General features: G+C 72.4%; 19 protein-coding genes. 4 read left to right on the top strand and 15 right to left on the bottom strand.

Translation table 11 applies throughout. From position 1 onward, the window contains the following. Positions 1-61: 61 nt before the first annotated feature. The 6 genes from KAG51_RS11165 to dnaK form a co-directional block, all read right to left on the bottom strand. Positions 62-4540 (bottom strand): lamin tail domain-containing protein, encoded by a 4479-nt coding sequence (locus KAG51_RS11165; RefSeq protein WP_290583648.1) that lies wholly within the window; start codon positions 4538-4540, stop codon positions 62-64. A 175-nt stretch (positions 4541-4715) separates the two neighbouring features. Further along, positions 4716-4961: an RDD family protein gene (locus KAG51_RS11170; RefSeq protein WP_290583716.1), complete on the bottom strand. Its 246-nt coding sequence runs from the start codon at positions 4959-4961 to the stop codon at positions 4716-4718. Further along, entirely contained in the window at positions 4958-5356 is a 399-nt protein-coding gene (locus tag KAG51_RS11175; RefSeq protein ID WP_290583649.1) for a MerR family transcriptional regulator, read from the bottom strand. Before KAG51_RS11175 ends, KAG51_RS11170 begins: the two co-directional genes overlap by 4 nt. Positions 5357-5432: 76 nt before the next feature. Then, the gene (dnaJ, locus tag KAG51_RS11180; protein WP_290583650.1) at positions 5433-6542 is read right to left on the bottom strand and encodes a molecular chaperone DnaJ; all 1110 of its coding nucleotides are present in this window, start codon (positions 6540-6542) and stop codon (positions 5433-5435) included. 76 nt (positions 6543-6618) lie between these two features. Further along, positions 6619-7269 (bottom strand): nucleotide exchange factor GrpE, encoded by a 651-nt coding sequence (gene grpE / locus KAG51_RS11185; protein WP_290583652.1) that lies wholly within the window; start codon positions 7267-7269, stop codon positions 6619-6621. Continuing rightward, on the bottom strand, positions 7266-9107 hold the full coding sequence (gene dnaK / locus KAG51_RS11190; RefSeq protein ID WP_290583654.1) for a molecular chaperone DnaK: 1842 nt from the start codon (positions 9105-9107) through the stop codon (positions 7266-7268). The genes grpE and dnaK overlap by 4 nt, the downstream gene beginning before the upstream one ends. Before the next feature lie 263 nt (positions 9108-9370). On the opposite strand from dnaK, the gene KAG51_RS11195 reads away from it, so the two are divergent. Next, positions 9371-10444, top strand: coding sequence for a porin PorA family protein (locus KAG51_RS11195; protein WP_290583656.1), 1074 nt, complete (start codon positions 9371-9373; stop codon positions 10442-10444). Between the two features lie 76 nt (positions 10445-10520). Here the strand turns inward: KAG51_RS11195 and KAG51_RS11200 are convergent, their stop codons facing one another. From KAG51_RS11200 to KAG51_RS11220, 5 genes are all read right to left on the bottom strand, one after another. Continuing rightward, positions 10521-10922, bottom strand: a complete 402-nt coding sequence (locus KAG51_RS11200) for a DUF6157 family protein (protein ID WP_290583658.1) — start codon at positions 10920-10922, stop codon at positions 10521-10523. A 62-nt stretch (positions 10923-10984) separates the two neighbouring features. After that, on the bottom strand, positions 10985-12562 hold the full coding sequence (locus KAG51_RS11205; protein ID WP_290583660.1) for a hypothetical protein: 1578 nt from the start codon (positions 12560-12562) through the stop codon (positions 10985-10987). Beyond that, complete coding sequence (locus KAG51_RS11210; RefSeq protein ID WP_290583662.1) at positions 12559-13455, bottom strand: ABC transporter ATP-binding protein; 897 nt, start codon at positions 13453-13455, stop codon at positions 12559-12561. The genes KAG51_RS11205 and KAG51_RS11210 overlap by 4 nt, the downstream gene beginning before the upstream one ends. Before the next feature lie 47 nt (positions 13456-13502). Continuing rightward, entirely contained in the window at positions 13503-14621 is a 1119-nt protein-coding gene (locus tag KAG51_RS11215) for a glycosyltransferase family 4 protein (protein ID WP_290583664.1), read from the bottom strand. A 64-nt stretch (positions 14622-14685) separates the two neighbouring features. Next, positions 14686-15870 carry an MFS transporter gene (locus KAG51_RS11220; protein ID WP_290583666.1) on the bottom strand — a complete coding sequence of 395 codons (1185 nt, stop codon included), beginning with the start codon at positions 15868-15870 and terminating at the stop codon, positions 14686-14688. A gap of 116 nt (positions 15871-15986) precedes the next feature. Here KAG51_RS11220 and KAG51_RS11225 point away from each other — a divergent pair, with 116 nt between their 5' ends. Together KAG51_RS11225 and KAG51_RS11230 are read left to right on the top strand one after the other, a co-directional pair. Further along, entirely contained in the window at positions 15987-16595 is a 609-nt protein-coding gene (locus KAG51_RS11225; protein WP_290583668.1) for a hypothetical protein, read from the top strand. Positions 16596-16641: 46 nt separating this feature from the next. Further along, entirely contained in the window at positions 16642-18045 is a 1404-nt protein-coding gene (locus KAG51_RS11230) for an amidase (protein WP_290583670.1), read from the top strand. A gap of 107 nt (positions 18046-18152) precedes the next feature. Here KAG51_RS11230 and map read toward each other — a convergent pair whose 3' ends face one another. Then, positions 18153-18923: a type I methionyl aminopeptidase gene (gene map / locus KAG51_RS11235; protein ID WP_290583672.1), complete on the bottom strand. Its 771-nt coding sequence runs from the start codon at positions 18921-18923 to the stop codon at positions 18153-18155. Positions 18924-18987: 64 nt separating this feature from the next. Here map and KAG51_RS11240 point away from each other — a divergent pair, with 64 nt between their 5' ends. After that, positions 18988-19653 (top strand): SGNH/GDSL hydrolase family protein, encoded by a 666-nt coding sequence (locus tag KAG51_RS11240; protein ID WP_290583674.1) that lies wholly within the window; start codon positions 18988-18990, stop codon positions 19651-19653. A gap of 43 nt (positions 19654-19696) precedes the next feature. Here KAG51_RS11240 and KAG51_RS11245 read toward each other — a convergent pair whose 3' ends face one another. The 3 genes from KAG51_RS11245 to KAG51_RS11255 all read right to left on the bottom strand — a co-directional run bounded on the left by KAG51_RS11245 (position 19697) and on the right by KAG51_RS11255 (position 22234). Further along, on the bottom strand, positions 19697-20074 hold the full coding sequence (locus tag KAG51_RS11245; RefSeq protein ID WP_290583676.1) for a hypothetical protein: 378 nt from the start codon (positions 20072-20074) through the stop codon (positions 19697-19699). 98 nt (positions 20075-20172) lie between these two features. Beyond that, the gene (locus tag KAG51_RS11250; protein ID WP_290583678.1) at positions 20173-21024 is read right to left on the bottom strand and encodes an SDR family oxidoreductase; all 852 of its coding nucleotides are present in this window, start codon (positions 21022-21024) and stop codon (positions 20173-20175) included. Next, the gene (locus tag KAG51_RS11255; protein ID WP_290583680.1) at positions 21011-22234 is read right to left on the bottom strand and encodes an acyl-CoA dehydrogenase family protein; all 1224 of its coding nucleotides are present in this window, start codon (positions 22232-22234) and stop codon (positions 21011-21013) included. The genes KAG51_RS11250 and KAG51_RS11255 overlap by 14 nt, the downstream gene beginning before the upstream one ends. Position 22235 lies beyond the last annotated feature (1 nt).

Raw genomic sequence — 22235 nt, forward strand, 5'->3', positions numbered from 1 at the left:
GACGCTACTCCCGCCCTCCACGCCGCGCCCGGCGTCCGGCGCCGGCCGCACCGGCCCCCGGTCAGGTCGCCCGCCGACCGCGGGCCACCAACCATCCGCCGACAGCCACGAGGCCGATCGCGGCGAGCAGGAGCGACAGGTCGAGCGGGAGGCCGGTACCGGGCAAGGTCCGGTCGGTGCCGGCGGGCCCGGTCGAGCCACCCGCGCCACCGCCACCGTCGCCGGAGCCACCCGTCCCGCCATCGCCACCGGAGCCACCCCCGGAGCCACCGCCGGAGCCGTCACCGCCCGGGCCGGCCGCCGCCGGGACGAGGGTGAACGTCGAGACCGTGGTGTCGTGGGTCGCGCCGTACGGGTCGACCGTGTGGACGTACCAGCCGTGGTCACCGAGCTCAGTCAGGTCCCAGGCCATCGCGGCGACCGTGCCGCTCGGCACGTCCTGCACCGCGCCGATCTCCTGGGTCGTCAGGACCTCCGCCGTGAACCCCGACGTCGCGAGGGTCTTGTCGCTCGGGGTGATGCGCAGCGCGTCGTAGCCGATCTCGAAGTCCTGGTACCGGTACGGGTCGGGACCGGGCTCGAGCAGCGACGGGTCCTCGGAGTTGTAGACGTCCAGCGACGGCGAGTACGTGCGCACCCGCATCGACTGGCCCTCGTTGTCGAACTGCAGGAGCCGCAGGAAGCCCTGGCCACCCTCCGGCAGACCCTGGTAGTCGAAGAGCATCGCGTACACGTCGCGGTCGACCACGCCGTCGCCGTCGTCGTCGAACTGGTCGACCCGCGTGAAGGCGTCGTGATAGTGCCCCGACAGGACCATCCGCACGTTCGGGTTGGTCGCGACGACCTCGTCGAGGATCTGCTGCGGCACCGGGCCGAGCCCACCCGTCGTCAGCATGAACTCGTGCAGGTTCACGATCGCGACCCGCTCGGGGTAGCGCGCGAGCACGTCGTTCATCCAGGCGATGTGGTCGGCCTGCGGGTCCCAGCCCATGGAGAGCATCAGGAAGTCGATGCCCCCGGCCGAGATCAGGTCGTAGTGGCCGCGGTTGTCCTGGTACGAGCCGCCGTACCAGGGGTTGCCGGCGTACCGGGCCTCCCCGAAGAACGCGGAGTACTGCGAGTAGTCCGAGAGCCCGCTGCCGACGTCGTGGTTGCCCGCGAGCACGCCGTAGGGCAGTCCGGCAGCGTCGAGCCGCGCGTACTCGGCGTCGGCGTTGGCCCACTGGTACGGCTGGTCGTAGTCGTCGACGATGTCGCCGGTGTGGATCAGGTACTGGATGTTCTGGTTCTCGCGCTGCGCCAGGACGTAGTCGTGGATCGCCGTCTGGTGCTGCACGAACTCCTCGTTGTAGTACTGCGTGTCCGACTCCCACGCGATCGAGAAGTCGTAGTCCGACCGCGGGGTGTCGAGCGGGTTCGCCGGGGTCACGACCGAGTCGCGGGTGCTGAGGTCGGCACCGGCGAAGCCCTCCGAGTGCTGCACGAGCACCGTGATCGTGCCGTCGCGCACCGTCTCGCCCACGACGGCCGAGCCCTGCAGCGTGAAGGCCTCGTCGTCGACGCTCGTGCGGTGCCGGTCGAGCTCGATCCAGCGGGTGCCGTCGGTGGCCAGGGCGTACAGGATGACCTGCGAGTCCCGGTCGGCCGCGCCGTCCCAGGTGACCCGGACCCGCGCATCGGCGCCCGCCTCGGGCGGCACGGCGACGTCGAACGTGTAGTACGGCAGGGCGTCGGTGGCGGTGACCGGCGCGAGGCCGGCCTGGGCCGCGAGCTGCTGCGAGGCCAGCAGGCGGGCGGGCGAGGGCGCGGCCGGGTCGACCGGCGCCCCGCCACGCTCGAGCGAACGCGCGTCGTGGGTCGCGCCGCTCGCGGCCGTGACCTCGTCGTCGCCGAGCGCGAGCCGCTCCCCGCGACGGAACGAGACGTCGAGCGGATCGGCGGTGGGGTCCTCGACGAGCGCCTGCAGCACGACCTTGCCGACCTCGACCTCGGAGCCGTCGACCGGCGCAACGCCGTCGGCGCCCGGCTGCTCCTCGGGGACCACGAACGTCACGGCGCGCTCGGTGAGGTTGCCCACCGCGTCGGTCGCGACGACCGTGAGCACGTGGTCGCCCGCAGCGAGCACGACCGACGAGGTCGTGAACGGCAGCACGACCGGATTGCCGTCGAACGTGGCGACCAGGTCGACGACCCCCGAGCCGGCCCCGTCCTCGACGGCCGCGTCGAGGACGATCTCGCCCTGGTAGACCCGTCCGTCCTCGACGCTCGGCGTCACGACGGGGGCGGTGTTGTCGACGAGCACCTGCGCCGAGGCGCGGTCGGGGCCGTCGGTCGCCACCACCTCGTGGGCACCGTCGTCGACGGTCGTCGTGTCCCAGTCGTGGGCCAGCGCGGTGAAGGCGTCGTCGCCGAGGTCGAAGACCGACGCGTAGACGTCGTTCTTGCCGGCGCTGTCGCCCATCAGGATCAGCTGCGACGGATCGTCGTAGCCGGCCGGGCGCAGGGTGCGCCCGTCGGGCAGCACCAGGCGCATGCCCGAGATCACGAAGTCGTCGTTGTTCTCGGCCTCGTCGATCCACGGCCCGGCCTTGGTGCCGGCCCAGACGTCGACCGACAGCGGCTCACCCTGCGTGACGTAGGTCAGCGGCACGGGCACGGCGATCGTCTCGGTGCGCTCGTAGGTGCCCTCGTCGAAGATGTGCAGCACGTCCTCGCCGATGCGCACGCCGTTGCGGAAGTAGAAGTCGGTCTGCGAGGTCTCGAACACGAAGTACGGCGTCGACTCCAGCGACGCGCGGGTCTGGACCGAGACGCCGTCGATCGTGAGGTCCAGGCTCGGCGGGTAGCTCTCGCCCGCGGCCGAGACGGTCGTCGTGCCACCGACGAAGTCGCCGTCGGCCACGTTGAGGCGGACCGGGTCGGAGCTCGCGCCGTCGACCAGGACGCGGCGGGTCTCGGTGCGGGTCACCTGCGTGCCGTCGGAGGCCTCGACGACGTACTCGAACCACTGCTTCCCCGCGACGTCCGCCGGGTGCACGACCGTGCCGAAGGCCTGCGGGTCCGCCGCGGCGTGCACCAGGTTGAGCGAGCGCGGCTCGGTATCGACGTCGTTGCTGATCCGCGCCGTGACGGTGCGCACCTGGACGTCGTCGCTGATGCGCAGGTCGAGCACGAACCCGGTCAGGGGGTCGATGGTCGGCGCGGTGCGGTCCTCGACGACGGGCGGCGCGGTGTCGTCCGCGACGACCACGAGACCTCCGGCGACCTGGTCGACCTGAACCCGCCCCGGCGACGGGTCGCGGCGCGCGACGATCGCCTGCAGGCCGGGATCACCCGCCACCGGTCCGTAGAGGATCGCGACGTCGGCGTCGACGTCGTCGGCGCCCGCCATGTTGTAGTAGGCCCGGTTGACCGGGAACCCGGTGTTGGTGCGGATCGCCACGCCGCGCGCTGATCCGTTCGCCAGGCCCGCCGCGGAGATCTCGACCAGGTCCTCGCCCAGCGTCAGGTCGCTGCGGTGGTGGGCGTTGAAGTCGGCAGCGGTCAACGCGTCGTTCGCGCCGTTCTTGATCCAGAACGTCAGCGTCCGGCCGGCCGGGATCACGACGTCCGCCGGCACGGCCGGCCACGCCGCCTCGTTGGTGTTGGTCGTCGTGTCCTGCGGGTAGAGGTAGGTCAGCGCGTAGTCGGAGAAGTCGACGGGCCGGTCGGAGGCGTTGAAGACCTCGATGAACTCGAAGCCGTCGGAACCGCCGACGTTGGCGGTGTCGGGCACGATCTCGGTGATCTGCAGCGGTGCCGCGACGAGCGTCGGGTCGGGATCGAGCACCCCGATGTCAGCCGGCACCTCGGGCTCGGGGTCGACCGGGACCGTCGGCACGAGCGCCTCGGGCACGACCGCCCCGGGCGTCATCGGGGACTGGGTCGCCAGCACCGGTGCCGCCTGCCCGCGGGCCGCCGGCACCGAGAAGTCGACGCCGAGGTCGATCGCCTGCGACCCGGACGGGTAGTGCGACCACGTCACGATCCCGGCGGAGTCGCTGATGCGGATCCCCCGGTCGCCGCCGTTGGCCATGCCCGGCTGACCCGTGAGGCGCAGGATCTGTGTGCCGGCCGGGGCGCCGGTGGCCGCCCGGAACTCCTCGACCGTGCGCGCGAAGGAGTCGAGCCCGCTCGCCGTGTAGCTCAGCCACAGCACGACCGACTCCCCCGGAGCCACCGTCGCGGTGCCGTCGACCGTGAGCGCGACGTCGCGGGCGGTGTCGGTGCCGTCGACGTAGCTGTAGGCGAACGTGAACCCGTCGAGGGCGACCGGCACGCTGTCCGGATTCGTCACCTCGACGTACTCGAACTCGTCGACCCCGGACGGATTGGCCACGATCTCCGACACGAACAGCGGCGGCAGGTCCGCGGCCCGGGCCGGCGCGGCGAGCCCCGCCACCGCGGTGGCCGCGAGCAGCGCCGTGCCGAGCACCAGGTGCAGCAGCACGCGCCAGCGACGCGTCGAGGTGGTGGGCAGGGGCGAGGCAGCCAACGACATGTGTCTCTTCCGTCCGAGGAGGCACCCTCAGCGGCCCCCGTGCGGATCGGACGCTAAGCAGGCTCGACGAACGACAGCCGCCTCACCGGCGAACGCCAGGTGGACGGGCGACGTCCCCCTCCCCCTCCGGGGCGGTGAGAGAGCGTCCGTCTCGGCCGGCCGCGACCCTGCGGCGTCAGCGCTTGACGACGCGCGTGGACAGCATCATGTCGGCGAACGTGCGGTTCTCCCTGTCCCACAGCGGCCACAGCAAACCGAGGTAGCACGGGATCGCGTCGACGACGTGCACGATCTGTCGCGCGAACGACAGCCCGAACCCGAGCGGACGACCCGTCTGGGCACCGCGACAAAGTAGTACGACTGCCCCAGAGGCGCATCTACGCGGCCGATCAGCCTCACCGCTCCCGGCGACCGGGGTCAGCGGCGGCGGTAGAGCGTGACGTGAGCGGCGGTGGCGCGGACCGGGAGGTTCGCGACCGTGCCCAGGGCCCGGTGCGCGACCTCGAGGTCGGCCTCGAGCTCGGTGACCCGGGCCGCGAGCGCCGCGACCTGGCGCTCGAGCTCGATGACGCGCTTGACGCCCTCCAGACCGAGACCCTCGGCGGTCAGGTCGGCGATGCGGCGCAGCAGCTCGATGTCGACCAGCGAGTAGCGGCGACCGCCACCCCCGGTGCGGCCGGGCTCGACGAGGCCGAGCCGGTCGTACGCGCGCAAGGTCTGCGGGTGCAGGCCGGACAGCTCCGCGGCGACACTGATGACGAAGACCTTGGCCTCCGGCCCCGGCGGCGTGAACGGGTTGCCGACGTTGGGGTTCATGACCTCACCGCCTTCGAGAAGCAGAGAATAGGCGGCGCCGTCATGAAGGGACTCACGGTCGCTCGCTCGCGCTCGCTCATGACTTCACCGCCTTGAAGAGTTCCTCTCGAGGATCTCGTCCCGCCCGCGCGACGCGCAAGGCCTCCACGGCCTCGCGCTCGGCGTCGGACAGGCTGGCCGGCACGGCGACGTCGACCGTGACGAGCAGGTCGCCCCGGCGGCCCGACCGGGCCAGACCGCCCTTGCCGCGCACCCGGAGGGTACGGCCGTGCGGGGTGCCCGGCGGGATGCGCAGCGTGACCGACGTGCCGTCGATCGTGGGCACCGCGACATCGGCGCCGAGCGTGGCCTCGTCGTAGGCGACCGGGACCGAGAGCGTGAGGTGCTCGCCCTTGCGGCCGAACACCGGGTGCGGGTCGACGTGCACCAGCAGCAGGAGGTCGCCCGCCGGGCCACCTCCGGTGCCGGGCGCGCCCTTGCCCTTGAGGCGGATGCGCTGACCGTCCTGCACGCCCGCCGGGACCCGCACCTGAAGGGTGCGGCTCGACGGTGAGCGCCCCGACCCCGAGCACGTGGGGCACGCGTGCTCGACGACCATGCCGCGACCGCGGCATCCCTGGCACGGCTCGGTCATCGCGAAGACGCCACCGCTGGCACTGGTCTGCATGCCGCTGCCCTGGCACTTGGGGCACACCGACGGTGCCGTGCCGGGGCGGGCACCCGTGCCGTGGCACGTGCCGCACGCCTCGTCGCTGGGCAGGCGCAGACTGATCGTGACGCCCTCGACAGCCTCGCTGAAGCCGATCGACGCCTCCGACTCGAGGTCGTCACCGCGCCGCGCGGTGGACTGCCGGCGCCGGCGTCCACCGCCACCGCCGAACATCCCGCCGAGGATGTCGCTGAGGTCGAAGTCGGACTGCATGCCCGCACCGCCCCCGCTGCGGAACTGGCCGAACATCGACTTCTGCTCGTCGTACTGCTTGCGCTTGCCGGCGTCGGACAGCACGGCGTAGGCCTCGGAGACGCTCTTGAACCGCTCCTCCGCCGCCTTGTTGTTGGGGTTGGCGTCGGGGTGGTTCTCGCGCGCCAGCTTGCGGTAGGCCTTCTTGATGTCGTCGGCCGTGGCGTCCTTGGTGACGCCGAGGACCCCGTAGAAGTCCTTGCCGGACCAGTCAGTGGTGCTCACGTGGGCACCTCCCCTCGCGCTCGTCGTGTGGTGGGTGGGGGTGGTGGGCCGGCCCCGCAGGACCGGCCCACCTCCGTCAGGACTCCTCGGAACCGGCCTCCTCGGCCGGCGGCTCCTCAGGAGTGGGCTCGTCGGCATCGCCGGCCTCGGCGCCCTCAGCGGCCGGGGACGCCGGGTCGACGACTCCGACGATCGCGGTGCGGAGCACCCGGTCGCCGACGCGGAAGCCCGTGCGCATCACGAGCTCCACCGAGGTGACCTCGACGTCGGGCGACTCGCCCGCATGCGTGACGGCCTCGTGCAGCGACGGGTCGAACGGATCGCCCTTGGCGCCGAACGTCTCGAGGCCGTGCTTGGCGACGGCCGTCTGCAGGGAGTCGGCGACGGCCTTGAAGCCGCCCTCGAGCTGCTCGTGCTGCGCGGCCCGCGCGATGTCGTCGAGCACCGTCAGGAGCGACTCGAGGACCTTGGCCTCGCCCTGCGCCCGCACGAGCTCACGGTCACGGTCGACGCGCCGCTTGTAGTTGACGTACTCGGCCTGCAGCCGCTGGAGGTCGGCGGTGCGCTCGGCGAGCTGCTGCTCGGCCGTGGGCTCCGCCGACTCCTGCGAGCCCGAGCCCTCGGGCGCCGGCGTCGCAGGAGGCTGCTCCTGCGACGCCTCGCCCTCGGGCTCGGCCGCGACGTCCTCGGTGTGCTCCGGGTCGGAGTGCTCGGGTCCCTGCGTCACTTGGTGCCCTCGGTGTCGTCGTCCTCGACGATCTCGGCGTCGACGACGTCATCGTCAGCGGCACCGTCGGCATCACCGGACGGGGCGCTGGCGGCCTCAGCGGCCGCTGCCTCGTACATCGCCGTGCCGAGCTTCTGGCTCGACTCCGCGAGCTTGGCCGTGGCCGTCTTGATGGCCTCGGTGTCGTCGCCGTTCAGCGACTCCTTGAGGGCGTCGACGTCGGCCTGGACCTCGTTCTTGAGCTCGTCGCCGACCTTGTCGCCGTTCTCGGCCAGGAACTTCTCGGTCGTGTGCACGAGCGAGTCGCCCTGGTTGCGGACGTCGACGGCCTCGCGGCGCTGACGGTCCTCCTCGGCGTACTGCTCGGCGTCCTTGACCATCTTGTCGATGTCGTCCTTGCTGAGCGCCGAGCCGCCGGTGATCGTCATCGACTGCTCCTTGCCGGTGCCGCGGTCCTTGGCCGAGACGTTGACGATGCCGTTGGCGTCGATGTCGAACGTGACCTCGATCTGCGGCACGCCGCGCGGCGCCGGCGGCAGGCCCGTCAGCTCGAACGTGGCGAGCAGCTGGTTGCCCGCGGCCATCTCGCGCTCACCCTGGTAGACCTGGATCGCGACGGACGGCTGGTTGTCGTCGGCCGTCGTGAAGACCTCGCTGCGCTTGGTCGGGATCGTGGTGTTGCGCTCGATGAGCTTGGTCATGACGCCGCCCTTGGTCTCGATGCCGAGGCTCAGCGGGGTGACGTCGAGGAGCAGGACGTCCTTGACCTCGCCCTTGAGCACGCCGGCCTGCAGGCTGGCGCCGATCGCGACGACCTCGTCGGGGTTGACGCCCTTGTTGGGGTCCTTGCCGCCCGTGAGGCTCTTGACGAGCTCGGTGACGGCCGGCATGCGCGTCGAGCCGCCGACCATGACGACGTGGTCGATGTCGCCGACCTTGACGCCGGCGTCGCGGATGACGTTGTTGAACGGCGCCTTGGTGCGCTCGAGCAGGTCGGCGGTGATCTTCTCGAACTCCGAGCGGGTCAGCGTCTCCTCGAGGAACACCGGGCTGCCGTCCTGCACCGTGATGTACGGCAGGTTGATCGACGTGCTGGTCGAGCTCGAGAGCTCGATCTTCGCCAGCTCGGCGGCCTCGCGGATGCGCGGCATCGCCATCTTGTCCTTCGTGAGGTCCAGGCCGGTCTTGGACTTGAAGCCGTCGACGATCCACTTCACGACGGCCTCGTCCCAGTCGTCGCCACCGAGGTGGTTGTCGCCGCTGGTGGCCTTGACCTCGATCACGCCGTCGCCGATCTCCAGCAGCGAGACGTCGAACGTGCCGCCACCAAGGTCGAAGACGAGGATCGTCTGGTCCTCGCCCTTGTCGAGGCCGTAGGCCAGGGCGGCCGCGGTGGGCTCGTTGATGATGCGGCTGACGTTGAGGCCCGCGATCTCGCCGGCCTCCTTCGTGGCCTGACGCTGGTGGTCGTTGAAGTACGCCGGCACCGTGATGACGGCGTCGGTGACGGGCTCGCCCAGGTACGACTCGGCGTCGCGCTTGAGCTTCTGCAGGATGAAGGCGCTGATCTGCTGCGGCGTGAAGTCCTTGCCGTCGAGCGACTGGGTCCAGTCGGTGCCCATGTGGCGCTTGACCGAGCGGATCGTGCGGTCGACGTTGGTGACGGCCTGGTTCTTGGCGACCTTGCCGGTCAGGACCTCGCCGTCCTTGGCGAAGGCCACGACCGACGGGGTGGTGCGAGCGCCCTCGGCGTTCGCGATGACGGTCGGCTCGCCGCCCTCCAGGACGGCGACGACGGAGTTGGTGGTACCGAGATCGATGCCGACGGCACGTGCCATGGTGGGGTCCTCCTGGGGATCGGGTGGATCGTGGCGGGCGGTCGACTGCTGTGTCGCGACCGCCTTGACGTTTCTCAGTCAGATGACTTGAGTCTGATCGTATCAACTTCGATCAAGGCCGTCGCATTCCCGTCCCCGGCACCGACCGGCGCGGAAGTTGGATCTGACACCGGCGGGGAGTACCGTGATCCATGTCACTCGTGAGGGACGAGAGACTTCGATGCGTCGGCCCCTGGGCGACGTGTGTCCGAGGGAGTTGCACCATGGCCAAGCGCCACACCGATTCGTCGACCGCTCGCGCAGGTCGCGGCACGGCATTCACCATCAGCGGCCTGCTGCTCGTCGCGCTCGCCGCGCTCACCGTCTTCGTGATCGCACCGAAGCTGACCCAGCTGCCCGGAGACTTCAGCAGCACCGTCACCTACGACGGCGAGTCGGCGCAGCTCGATCCCGCCACGCTGAAGCTGGACGAGCCGACCTCGGTCGACGCCACGCGTGAGGTCGAGGTCACCGAGACCGACGGCTCCACCGCCACGATCCGCAGCATCTCGACGGCCAACCTGCCCACCGGCGCCTCGGTGACCGACAAGACGTTCGCGATCAACCGCACCGACTACCAGCAGGTCGAGGGCGTCGACGGGGTCGACGACCAGAAGGGCGGCATGGTCCTGTCGCACGTGCGTCACCCCAACAAGGAGCCGTTCACGGTCTACGACGCCACGACCGACGCGGCCCAGAAGGTGGAGTTCGTCCGCGAGGAGACCATCAAGGGTCGCCAGGCGTACTACTTCGAGGGCACCTCGATCCTCCCGGTCAAGGCCGAGGGCACGCTCGAGACCCTGCAGGCCTCGGTCGGTCAGAGCATGGGCACCGACGGCACCGTGCTGCCGAACGCCACGGTCGCGAGCTTCGTGTCGCTGCTGGACGGCGCCGACGGTCAGGCCCTGCGCGACGCCGTCGCCCAGGCCGGCCCGGAGATCCCCGCCACCTACATCTCGACCAACACGACGCAGATCTGGATCGACGCCGAGCTCGGCTCACCGCTCAAGACCGGCCAGGACCAGACGATCTCGCTGTACGCCGACTTCGGCGCCGAGCCCTACCCGCTGCTCGAGCTCAACAGCCTGCAGCTCATGGCCGACGACGCGTCCGTCACGCGCCTGGTCGACACCGCGGCGTCGAACGCCTCGAAGATCACGCTCGTGCAGTCGTACGTGCCGATCGGCCTGGCCGTGCTCGGGGTGATCCTGCTGGGCGTGGGCGCCGTCGCCGCCCGGCCCACCCGCACGACCAGCACCGTCGTCGAGGACCGCGAGCTGGTCGGCTCCGGCCGTTAGTCACGTCACGACAGGACGGCCCGTCACGCGCGAGCGTGGCGGGCCGTCCTGCGTCGTGGCGTCGGTCTGGCTCCGGTCACCGCCGCGACGAGCGCATGCCCTGCAGCTGCGTCAGGTCGGCGCGGGCGGCGAGCTCGCGGTACTCCGCCGACTCGACGGCGTACAGCGCGATCCGCCCCTGCGCGTCGTGATGCAATCCCCAGCCGTACGTCTTGACCAGGGGTGACGTGCGCAGGCAGGGCTGGCCCGTGGCGAAGAACTCCTCGCGGGCGATACCGCGACGCTGCCCCTGCGAGGCGTGCACGACATCGTCGGAGGTGTGCACGTACGGGTCGTCGACGAGCATCTCGTACTGGATCTGCGCGACCGTGGGCGCATCCCTGGCCGGTGGCACTGCAGCCGTGACGGCCTTGGTGTCGGGCGCGACCGCGATGAACGTGTCGACGTAGTTGGTGGTGTGCGTGCGGGCTGCCGACATGGGTGAACCTCCGTCGAGCCAGATCGTGCCACCCACCGCCGACCGGAATCAGCCGTGCGACCTCACCGGGGGACGTCGCGGCGCCGGAAGGCCAGCACCGCGAGCCCCAGCAGCAGCGCGGCGACCCCGCTCAGCGCCAGCTCGGGCACGATCTCGAACCGCTCGCTCGGCACGCCCGGAACGTGCGTGAAGGGCGAGACCTGCTGCAACCACTCGGGCATCCCCACGGCCGCGCCGACCTGCCCCACCACCGTCGCGACCACGAGACCGCCCCACGCCAGCACGGTCCATCGTCCACCCACGGCCTGGCCGAGCACGCCGAGCGCCACGACGACCCAGACCGCCGGGGCCTGGACCACCGAGGCGGCCACGGCGTCGCCGAGGTCGGCACCTGCAACCCCCGTCGCCAGGCCCACCACCGCGAGCGCGGGGAGGACTCCGGCCCCGGCGACGGCGGCCGGCGCCAGGAGAGCACGCGTCCGCGAGGCGCTCGTGGCGAGCACCTGCTCCAGACGCCCGCCCGTCTCGTCGCCATGGACCCGCGTGACGAGGGCGAGCCCCCAGCCGGCCACCGCCAGGCCGCCGATCGAGGCCATGGCCCCCACGAACACGTCGGTCAGGGCGCCCGCTCCCCCGAGGCGGCGAAGGGCGTCGGCCAGACCACCCTCGGCCGCACCGAGGCGGTCGATCGTGGGCACCAGGCTGCCGACGAAGACGCCGAACCCCACCAGCGCGAGGGTCCAGACCACCGCCGGACGGGCCTCGAGCCGCAGGGTCACCGCCACCGGAGTGCGCAGCGAGCCGGCCGAGGCGGGCCCGGGACGCGGCGCGAGCAGGCCGGAGCCGAGGTCCCGACGTCCACGCAGGACGATCGCCACGACCATCAGGCCCAGGGCCGCGACGGCCGCGGTCAGGAGCGGCCACCACGACACCGCGCCGAAGGGGTCGATCGCCTCGGCCCAGCCGAAGGGCGTGAGGCGGTCGACGACGTCGCTGTGCCGGACGTCGGCCGCACCGCGCACCGCGTACGCCGCCAGGACGATCCCGATCGAGAGGCCGAGGGCGGCCCGTGACGCCTGGGCGACCTGCGCCGCCACCGCGGCGACCCCGGCTCCCGCGGCCCCCACGCACAGCACCTGCGCCCCGGCCGCGACGGCGTCGACCGCCCCCGCGCCGGCGCCGGCCGCCAGCCCGACCGCGGTGCCGAGCGCCGCCGCCAGGACGACGAGCGAAGCGGCCACGGCTCCGGCCCCGAGCGCGGCGAGCCGGCCCACGGCAGCAGCGCCGACGAGCTCGGCCTGGCCCTGCTCCTCCGCGCGGCGCGTGACGCGCACCAGCACGGTGGCCGCGAGCACCGCCACGACCGCCAGCATGAACAGCCCGACCCGCCAGAGCGTCGTGCCGCCGATGCTGCCGGGATGCTCGAAGGGCCCGAGCAGCACGCGGAAGGCCGGCGTCTGCGCCACGGTGCCCTGCAGTCCGACCCGTTCGCCGACCGTGCCAGCGATCTGCCGGATCTGCGAGGCCGTCGCGACGTAGGTCGCGGCGTACGCGACGAGCGCGCCGAGGATCCACCGTCGTTCGGTGCTCAGCGCGAGCCTCGTCAGACCGGCCGTGCCGGCCCAGGCGCGTGACCTCATGCGTCCTCGGCGGCGCCGTACTGGCGCAGGAAGAGCTCCTCGAGCGAGGGCGGCTCGATCGTCAGCGCCGACGGCGCGAGGGCTGCCACGGCACCCACGACCTCCGCCGTCGCGGCGTCCTCGATCGTGCAGACGACCCGGTCTCCGTCGACCTCGAGGTCGTGGACCCCCTCGAGCCGGCCCAGCACCTCGGCGCCGCTCGCGATGGTCGCGGTCAGCCGGGACCGGGTGACCGATCGCAGCTCGTCCAGGCGGCCCGCCAGCACGGTGCGCCCCGAGCGCACGATCGTGACGGTGTCGCACAGCTGCTGCACCTCGGCCAGGATGTGGCTCGACAGCAGGACCGTGGCGCCGCGCCCGGCGGCCTCGCGGGTGCACCGCTGGAACTCGGCCTCCATGAGCGGGTCCAGGCCGGACGTCGGCTCGTCGAGCACGAGCAGGTCCGTGTCGGCCGCGAAGGCCGCGACGAGGGCGACCTTCTGCCGGTTGCCCTTGGAGTACGTCGACGCGCGGCGCGTGGGATCGAGCTCGAAGCGCTCGATCATCTCTGCGCGACGGGGTGCGTCCTTGATGCCGCGTAGGCCCAGGAGCAGGTCGATGACCTGGCCTCCCGTGAGCCGGGGCCACAGCGCGACGTCGCCGGGCACGTACGCGAGGCGCCGGTGCAGGTCGACCGCGTCGCGGAACGGGTCACGGCCGAAGACCTCCGCTCGTCCGCCGCCGGCGCGGTGCAGGCCGAGCAGGATCCTGATCGTGGTCGACTTGCCGGCGCCGTTCGGGCCGAGGAAGCCGGCCACCGTCCCGGTCTCGACCTGCAGGTCGAGGCCGTCGAGGGCCGTGGTCGATCCGTAGTGCTTCACGAGTCCGCGGACGTCGATCGCGAGGTCGGGCATAAGGAGATTGTGCACCTGCCTCGCCTGCCCCCGGCAGCGCCCGAGCGTCAGCCCACCCGCGTGAGCAGCGGGCGGTCCCAGGCCGCGTGGACCTGCACCATCGACTCGACCGTGGCCGCCCACGGATACCCCTCGGCCCGTCGTCGCGCGGCACGTCGGCGACCGCGCTCCGGCAGCGCCGCGACCCGTTGCACGGCGTCGGCCAGCGGACCCGCGTGCGGCGCGGCCCACGCGCCGCACGCGGTGTCGACGAGCTCGCGCGCTCCGCCGACGTCCGCGGTGACGACCGGCGTGCCGCACGCGAGGGCCTCGAGAACGGCCAGACCGAAGGTCTCTCCGGGGCACACCGACAGCGCGACGTCGGCCGCCCCGAGGCGGGCCGCGAGCTCGGCCCGGCCGGCGACGTGACCGTGGAACTCGACGGGCGCGCCGGCGGCCAACGCCCGCAGCTCGCCCAGGTGCGGACCCGTGCCGTAGACGTCGAGGCGGACGTCGACGCCGCGGCGGTGCAGCTCGACCGCGGTCGCGACCGCCAGGTGCGGGGACTTCTCGCGCGACAGCCGTCCGGCCAGCACCAGCCGCAGCGGCCCCTCGGAGACCCGGCGCCGCGCCGGACGGAACTGGGCGAGGTCGACCCCGAGCGGCACGGTGCGCACGGGGCAGCCGGCTGCGTCCGCCACGCCCGCGAGCTCGGCCCTGGCGAACTCCGACGTCACGACCACCTGGTCGAAGGAGCGCACGAGCACCCGGTTCAGCACGGCGATCGACGCCTTGGCGCTGGTGTCGCGGCGGGTCCGCATCGCCATCATGTCGCTCATCCGCTCGTGCGAGAACAGGACCGCTCCGACCCGCCGGCGCCGGGCCCAGCGGGCCACCGGCAGCAGCGTCGTCTTGTCGTGCACCTCGACCGAGGTCGGGGCGAAGGAGTCCAGCACGTCCAGGACCCGCCACGGCTCGACGATGAGTCGGTAGTGCTCACCGACCCGGGGCGCTCGGACCTGGACGACGTCACCGTCCGGGGTCGACCACCGGTCGTCGCGGGGGCCGGGCAGCACCAGGAGTCGCTCGACGCCGTGACGGCGGTACCCGGCGCCGATCGCCTCCACCGCGGTCTTCATGCCGCCCGAGGTCGGGCCGACGAAGTTCGCGAGCTGCACGATGCGCACGTCGAACCACGGTGCCGGCCGGCGGTGAATCTCCGGTGACCCGGTCGTGGACCGGCCCTGACGCTCAGACGTCGGGCTGGACCCCCTTGACCCGCAGGCCGAGCACCCCCGCGACCACGCAGGCCATCGCGACGCATCCCATGAACGGCGCGAAGATCGTGTCGACGCCCCACCGGGTCGCCGCGACGCCTGCCGCGATCGTGGGCAGCGCCAGCGCCCCGTAGGCCAGGACGTAGAAGGCCGACATGACCTCGCCGCGATGAGCGGCCGGCAGCACCTGCCCGAGGTGGCGCAAGGAGCTCCCGAACGCCAGCCCGAAGAAGAACCCCAGGAGCACCGAGCAGAACCCGAGGAACCAGGCGTCGCCGAGGTGCACCGCCAGGACGCACAGGCCGAGGCTGGCCGCGGTGCCCAGGTCACCGACGATCGCCGACCGGCGGGTGTCGCGGTCCCCGGCCGCGACCTGGCTCGCGGCCGCGGCCAGCGCCGATCCGCCGACCACGGCACCGCCGAACACCAGGTTGTCGGTGCCGACCGCGACCGAGGCGATCGACGGGTACAGCGACAGGAAGACCCCGAGCACCGACCACGCGGCCATGACCCCCAGCGCCGCGAAGGCGAAGTCAGGCGCGATCGCGGCCGGCACGCGCGGCCGGGCGACGTGGAGGGCGACGGTCGGGTCGACGTCGTGGGTCTCGCGCATCAGCACGATCGCGAGCAGGGCCAGCGCGCTGAGGAACGCCAGCGCCGCATACGGCACCACGAGGGGCGCGGGCCCGTACTGCGCGTCGACCGACGTCCCCAGGATCGCGATGCCGATGCCGACGTTGAACGCGACGCCGGTGCGCCGACCGGACGCGGCTCCGTCGTCCGGACGCAGGTCGAGCAGCGCCGCGCTGCCGACCACCACGATCGCGCCGACCGAGAGCCCGTGCAGGACCCGGGCCGCGATCAGCGCGGCGACCGAGCCCGCGACCATGAACACCGCCAGGCCGACGAGCAGCCCGGTCACGGCCACCAGCAGGAGGGGCCGCCGGCCGTAGCGGTCGGAGATCGATCCGGACACCAGCACGCTGACGAGCGCGGCGAGCGCGTAGGCCGCGAACACGACCGTCGTCGTGACCGGCGCGAAGTCCCACTCGTCGGCGTAGATGCCGTAGAGCGGCGAGGGCGCTCCGGAGATCCCGAGGCCCAGTCCGAGGATGCCCATGAGCGCCGGGTAGACCCACCGCTGGGACGTGGCGTGCATCGAGATCCCTCTCCGCGCCCGCCCGCTCGGGACCGTGCGCCCGATCAGGCTAGACGTCGCCCGCCGGCCGGCCCCGCCCTGGTGCGGCGGGACGAGGGTCGGCCTACAGTTTCGCCATGACTTTCCGCCGCCTGCTGGTCCTTCCGCTTCTCCTGCTGGCCGCCCTGCTGGTCGGCTGCGGTTCCGACGACTCCGACTCCGACAACTCCTCGACGTCGTCGGACAGCGACTCGCAGAGCGACGCGGCCGACGACGAGGACGCGAAGCAGGAGGACCGCGACGACGCCGTCGGCACCGACGACTTCAGCTTCATCGCGCCGGACGGCTGGGAGGACATCAGCGACGACCCCACCGTGGGCCGCGCCGAGATCGCCTACCGCGACGAGGACGCCGTCGGCAGCTTCGCGGCCAACGTCAACGTCATCCGGACGCCGGGGCCGAAGATGTCGGTCTCGGACCTCGAGGAGGCCGGGATCGCCGAGCTCGAGGCCGGCGGCTTCCAGGACGTCCGGGCGGACGACCCGTACAAGGTCGACGGGGTGCGGTCCGCGGTGGTCAGCTCGACCGCCACGCAGCAGGGCATCACCTACCAGACCCGCCAGTACTACGCGCAGTACGACGGCGCGTACTACATCATCACGTTCTCCTTCAGCCCCGACGAGGACGAGGACGAGATCATCGACGTCAGCGAGTCGGTCATCGACTCGTGGCGATGGGAGTCCTGAGGGCTGCAGCCCCGACGGTCTCGAGCGACCGGCCTAGGCTCGGAGCATGAGCGAGCTCCATGAGCTGGACGCCCACGACCTCGCCGCGGCCCTGCGCCGGCGGGAGGTCTCGGCCGCGCAGGTCGTGGCCCACCAGGCCGAGCGGATCGCGACCCATGACCCGCAGCTGCGTGCCTTCGTGACGCCGACGATCGACACGGCGTCGGAGCACGCCGCCGCGGTCGACCTGGCGGGCACCGCCGGAGACGGGTTCACCGGGGTGCCGATCGCGGTCAAGGACCTGACCTCGACGGCCGGGGTCCGCACGACGCTGGGGTCGTCGCTGCTGGCCGACGCGGTGCCGGACGTCGACGCGCACGTCGTGCGCCTCGTCACTGCCGCCGGGCTCCCGAGCCTGGGCAAGACCAACACCCCGGAGTTCGGCCTCTCCTCCTACACCGACAACGATGTCGTCGGCGCCACCTCCACCCCGTGGCGGCTCGGGCTCAACGCCGGCGGCTCCAGCGGCGGTGCGGCCGCCGCGGTCGCGGCCGGGCTCGTGCCGTGGGCCCTGGGCAGCGACGGCGGCGGGTCGATCCGCATCCCGTCGAGCTGCTGCGGGGTCGTCGGGTTCAAGCCGACGCGCGGGCGGGTCAGTCCGGGCCCGGTCGGCAGCGACTGGAGCGGGCTGGCGTCCGACGGGCCGCTCGCCCGCAGCGTGCGGGACGTCGCGGCCCTGCTCGAGGTGATCGCCGTGCCACAGGTGGGCGACTCCCGCTACGTCGGCGGGCCCGGCGGCTTCGCGGAGGCGGCCCGACGCGCCCCCGGGCCGTTGCGGATCGCGGCCTGGGCCGATCCGTACCTGCCCGGCATCGAGACCGAGCCGCAGGTCCGCGCGGTGTGGGAGGACGCCGTCCGCCTCCTCGCCACGCTGGGTCACGACGTCGACGTCGTCGAGAACCCCTTCCCGGCCGAGCTCGAGACGCAGTTCAACGTCGTGTGGAGCAGCGGGATGGCGGCGGCACCGATCCCGCCCGAGGCCGAGTCGCTCCTGCGCCAGAACACGCGGTACTGGCGCGAGCGCGGCTCGCGCCACAGCGCCGCCGAGCTGGCCGGGGCGATGCAGTTCCTGGAGGCGACGACGCGCGAGGTCATGACCAGGCTCGCCGGCTACGACGCGTTCCTGACCCCCACGCTCGCGATGACGCCGCAGCCGCACGCCTGGTTCACCGAGCCCACCGACCCGGCAGAGGCGCACCGCCGGGAGCTGCTCTTCACGCCCTTCACCGCCGTCTACAACATGGCCGGCATCCCCGCCGCGAGCGTGCCGTTCTTCGGCCAGGTCGACGGACTGCCGGTGGGGGTCATGCTCGGCGGGCACCAGGGCAGCGACGCCCTGCTGCTGTCGCTCCTGGCTCAGCTCGAGGACGCGACCGGGTGGTCGTCACTCCCGATCGACCCGCGACCCTAGCCCCCGCCGATGGGCGGTGAGCTGGCGTCCATCCGGATCGACCGAACGGACGCAGGCTCACCGCTCGCCGGACCGAACGGACGCAGACTCACCGCTCGGGGGTGGGGTCAGGAGCGGGCGGTCATGACGATCGGGTCACCGTCGGTGATCGCGATCGTGTGCTCGACGTGGGCCCCGCGCGAGCCGTCGGCGCTGCGGATCGTCCAGCCGTCGGGGTCCATCACGATCTCGTCGGTCGCCTGCAGGAACCACGGCTCGATCGCGATGACCAGGCCCGGCTTGAGCGGAAAGCCGCGACCCGGCCGACCGTCGTTGGGGATGTGCGGCTCACCGTGCATCGTGCGACCGACGCCGTGCCCCCCGAACTGCGTGTTGATGCGCAGGTCGTTCGCGCGGGCGACGTCGCCGATGGCCCGGCCGATGTCGCCGACCCGGTTGCCCGGGCGCGCCACCGCGATGGCCGCGTCGAGCGCCTGCTGGGTGACGTCGATCAGCCGCAGGTCCTCCTCGCGCGGCTCGCCCACGACGACGCTCACCGCGGAGTCGCACACCCAGCCGTCGACGCTGACGGCGAAGTCGAAGCTCACGAGGTCGCCGTCGGCCAGCGCGTAGTCGTGCGGCAGACCGTGGAGCACCGCGTCGTTGACCGAGGTGCACAGCACCTTGCCGAACGGGCCGCGCCCGAACGACGGCGCATAGTCGATGTAGCACGACTCCGCGCCGCGCTCGGTGATCATGCGGTGCGCCAGGGCGTCGAGCTCGAGCAGGTTGACGCCGACGTCCGCAGCCTCCTGGAGTGCGGTCAGCACCTCGCCGACGAAGCGGCCCGCCGGCCGCATCTCGTCGACCTGGGTCGGGGTCAGGAGCTCGATCGCCATAGTGCGATCAGCCTACGTCCGCATGCCCCGGGCCGGATCGGGTGGCGCCCGGTTGAATGGTGCCGTGACGTCGTTCGACTACTCCAACCTGAGCGGACGCCCGCCCGGGCTGTTCCTTCGCTCCGCCGCCCGGGTGTCGCGCGGCGTCCGCGACGTGCAGGCCCAGGTGGCCCCGTACGCCGCCTGGTGGGAGCAGCAGAACCGCGCAGCACTGACGGACGACGGACCGCTCTGGGTCGTGCTGGGCGACTCGATGTCCCAGGGCATCGGGGCGTCCGCACCGGACCGGGGGTGGGTGGGTGCGCTGCGCGCCCGACTGCCGCACCGCGTCGTCAACCTGTCGGTCTCCGGCGGCCTGATCCGCGACGTCATCGACCGCCAGCTCCCCGCCCTGCGGTCGCTCCCGGTCGTCCCGGACCTCGTGACGGTGATGATCGGAAGCAACGACCTGTTCAACCGCCGGCAGCGTCACCTCGTCGAGGCCCATACGGCCGAGCTGGTGGCCGAGCTGCCGGACGGTGCCGTCGTCGCGTCGCTCCCGCAGCCGCGGCGGGCCGCGCGCGCCTTCAACGAGGCCGTGACCGCGACCGGACGCTTCCGGCTGGCGGAGTTCCGCGATCCGCGCCTGCGGTCGTGGTCCGGACGCCTGGCGGCCGATCGCTTCCACCCCAACGACGCCGGGTACGCGGCGATGGCCGAGATCATGGCCGAGGCCGTCGACCGCACCTGAGGGCGCCCGCGCGGCTCGCCCCCGGTCGGCTGCGCCCGGGTGGCTAGGCGCCGGGCGTCTCGCGCGCCGCGAGGTTGAACGTGACGACACCGAACGTGATCGCCACGACGGCGACGGAGGCCAGGGAGCTCGAGCCGAAAACCGTGCCGTCGTCCGCGGAGGTCACGGCCGAGGCGAGGCACGCGCCACCGATCAGGGAGGTGATCATGGCGACGAGCGGCCGCGTCGCGGCCGGCTCTCCCGCGCTCCACCCGGCGTACGCGATCCCGGCGACGACGACCGCTGCGACGAGCAGCACGATCCGCAGCGGCCACAGGGCACCCTCGGGCCAGTCGATCTCAAGCAGCTGGTCCAGGAAGAACACCACGGCCACGACGAGGAGCGCCACCGAGAGGACCCGACTGCGCACACCAGTTCCCATGCGCCGAACCCTAGCCCGCCGCCCTCGCCCGATGTGCTGGCGCATCCACCGAATCACGGGGGCCGAACGGTGGAGTGCTCAGCACATCTGGTGAGCGGTCAGCCCTCCAGGCTCGTGCGGAAGCGCTGCATGCCGCTGATCCAGCGGTCGCGGTCGGCCGCCTTCTGCTGCTGCATCCGGTCGACCTCGGGATGCGGCAGCGCGAGGAAGCGTCCCTCGGCCAACGCCGCGAGCGCGACCTCCGCGACCTCGCGCGCCTCGATCGGCTCACCGGCCGACACGACCGAGCGCATGCCGAGACGCGCATCGGGCTGGGCGCTGGTCTCGCCCTCCTCGAGCATCGCGGTGCGCACGCCCATCGGGCACACGGCCGTGACCTGCACACCCTGGTCGCCGTAGGTGGCCGCGAGCCACTCCGCGAAGCCCAGGGCCGCGTGCTTGGTCGCGGAGTAGGTCGGAGACCCCAGCTGGGTCAGGAGGCCCGCGGCGGACGCCACGCTGACGAACGCACCACCGGCACCACCGGAACGGGCGGACTCGACCCAGCCGGGCACGAGGGCCCGCGCGGCGGCGACGTGGCCGAGGACGTTGACCTCCCACGACAGCGACCAGTCCTGCTCCGTCGACTCCAGACCGAAGCCGCGGAACACGCCCGCATTGGCCACGAAGACGTCGACCGGCGCCGGGGCCGCGGTCAGCAGCGCCGCCACGCCGGCGTCGGTGCTCGTGTCGCCGGCGTGGTGCCGGACCCGGTCGCCGAACTCCGCCCGCAGGTCGGCGGCCGTGGCCTCCACGCGCGCGGCGTCGAGGTCACCCAGCACGACGTGGGCCCCGCGCTCCAGCAGCACCCGGGCGAACGCCGCCCCGATACCGCCGGCCGCGCCGGTGACGACCGTCGACGCGCCCGTGAGGTCACCATCGACCCGGCCGGCCACGTCAGTGCTTCCCAAGCTCGGCCTTGGCGAGCGAGTTCTTGTGCACCTCGTCGGGGCCGTCGGCCAGACGCAGCGTGCGGATGCCCGCCCACATCTCGGCGAGCGGCGTGTCCTGGCCGACCCCGGCGGCGCCGTGGGCCTGGATCGCCTTGTCGATGATCCAGTTGACGACCTCGGGCGTCGCGATCTTGATCGCCTGGATCTCGGTGTGGGCCCCGCGGTTGCCCACGGTGTCCATGAGCCACGCGGTCTTCAGCACGAGCAGCCGCAGCTGCTCGATGCGCACGCGCGACTCCGCGATCCAGTCGCGGATGACGCCCTGGTTCGCGAGCGGCCGACCGAACGCCGTGCGCTCCTTGACCCGCAGGCACATGAGCTCCAGCGCACGCTCGGCCACGCCGATCGAGCGCATGCAGTGGTGGATGCGACCGGGCCCGAGGCGCGCCTGCGCGATCGCGAAGCCCTGCCCCTCCTCGCCGATCAGGTTCGAGGCGGGCACGCGGACGTCGGTGAACCGCACCTCGGCGTGACCGCCGTGATCGCGGTCGTGGTAGCCGAACACGTGCATGCCGCGCACGGCCTCCAGGCCGGGGGTGTCGCGGTCGACGAGGATCATCGACTGCTGACGGTGCCGCTCGGCCGACGGGTCGGTCTTGCCCATCACGATGAAGACCTGGCAGTTCGGGTTCATCGCGCCCGTGATGTAGAACTTGCGGCCGTTGAGGACGTAGTCGCTGCCGTCGCGCACGATCGAGGTCTCGACATTCGTGGCGTCCGACGAGGCGACGTCGGGCTCGGTCATCGCGAAGGCCGACTTGATCTGGCCCTCCATGAGCGGGCCGAGGTACTTCTCCTTCTGCTCGGGCGTGCCGAACATGTGGAGGACCTCCATGTTGCCCGTGTCGGGGGCGGCACAGTTGAAGGCCTGGGGCGCGAGCTGGATGCTGCGGCCCGTGAGCTCGGCGATCGGCGCGTACTGGAGGTTGGTCAGGCCGGCGCCGTTGTACTCGGCGTGCTCGCCGGGCAGGAAGAAGTTCCAGAGCCCCGCGGCCTTGCCCTTCTCGCGCACCTCGGTGATGGCCTCGGGGATCGTCCAGTCGTCCTCGCGCTCGCGGCGGGCGAGCTGCTCCTGCAGCGCGGCCTCGGCGGGGTAGACGTGCTCGTCCATGAAGCCCGAGACCTGCTCGAGCAGCGCGGTGGTCTTCTCGTCGAATCCGAAGTGCATG

Source organism: Aeromicrobium sp. (assembly GCF_023146395.1).
GTDB lineage: Bacteria > Actinomycetota > Actinomycetes > Propionibacteriales > Nocardioidaceae > Aeromicrobium.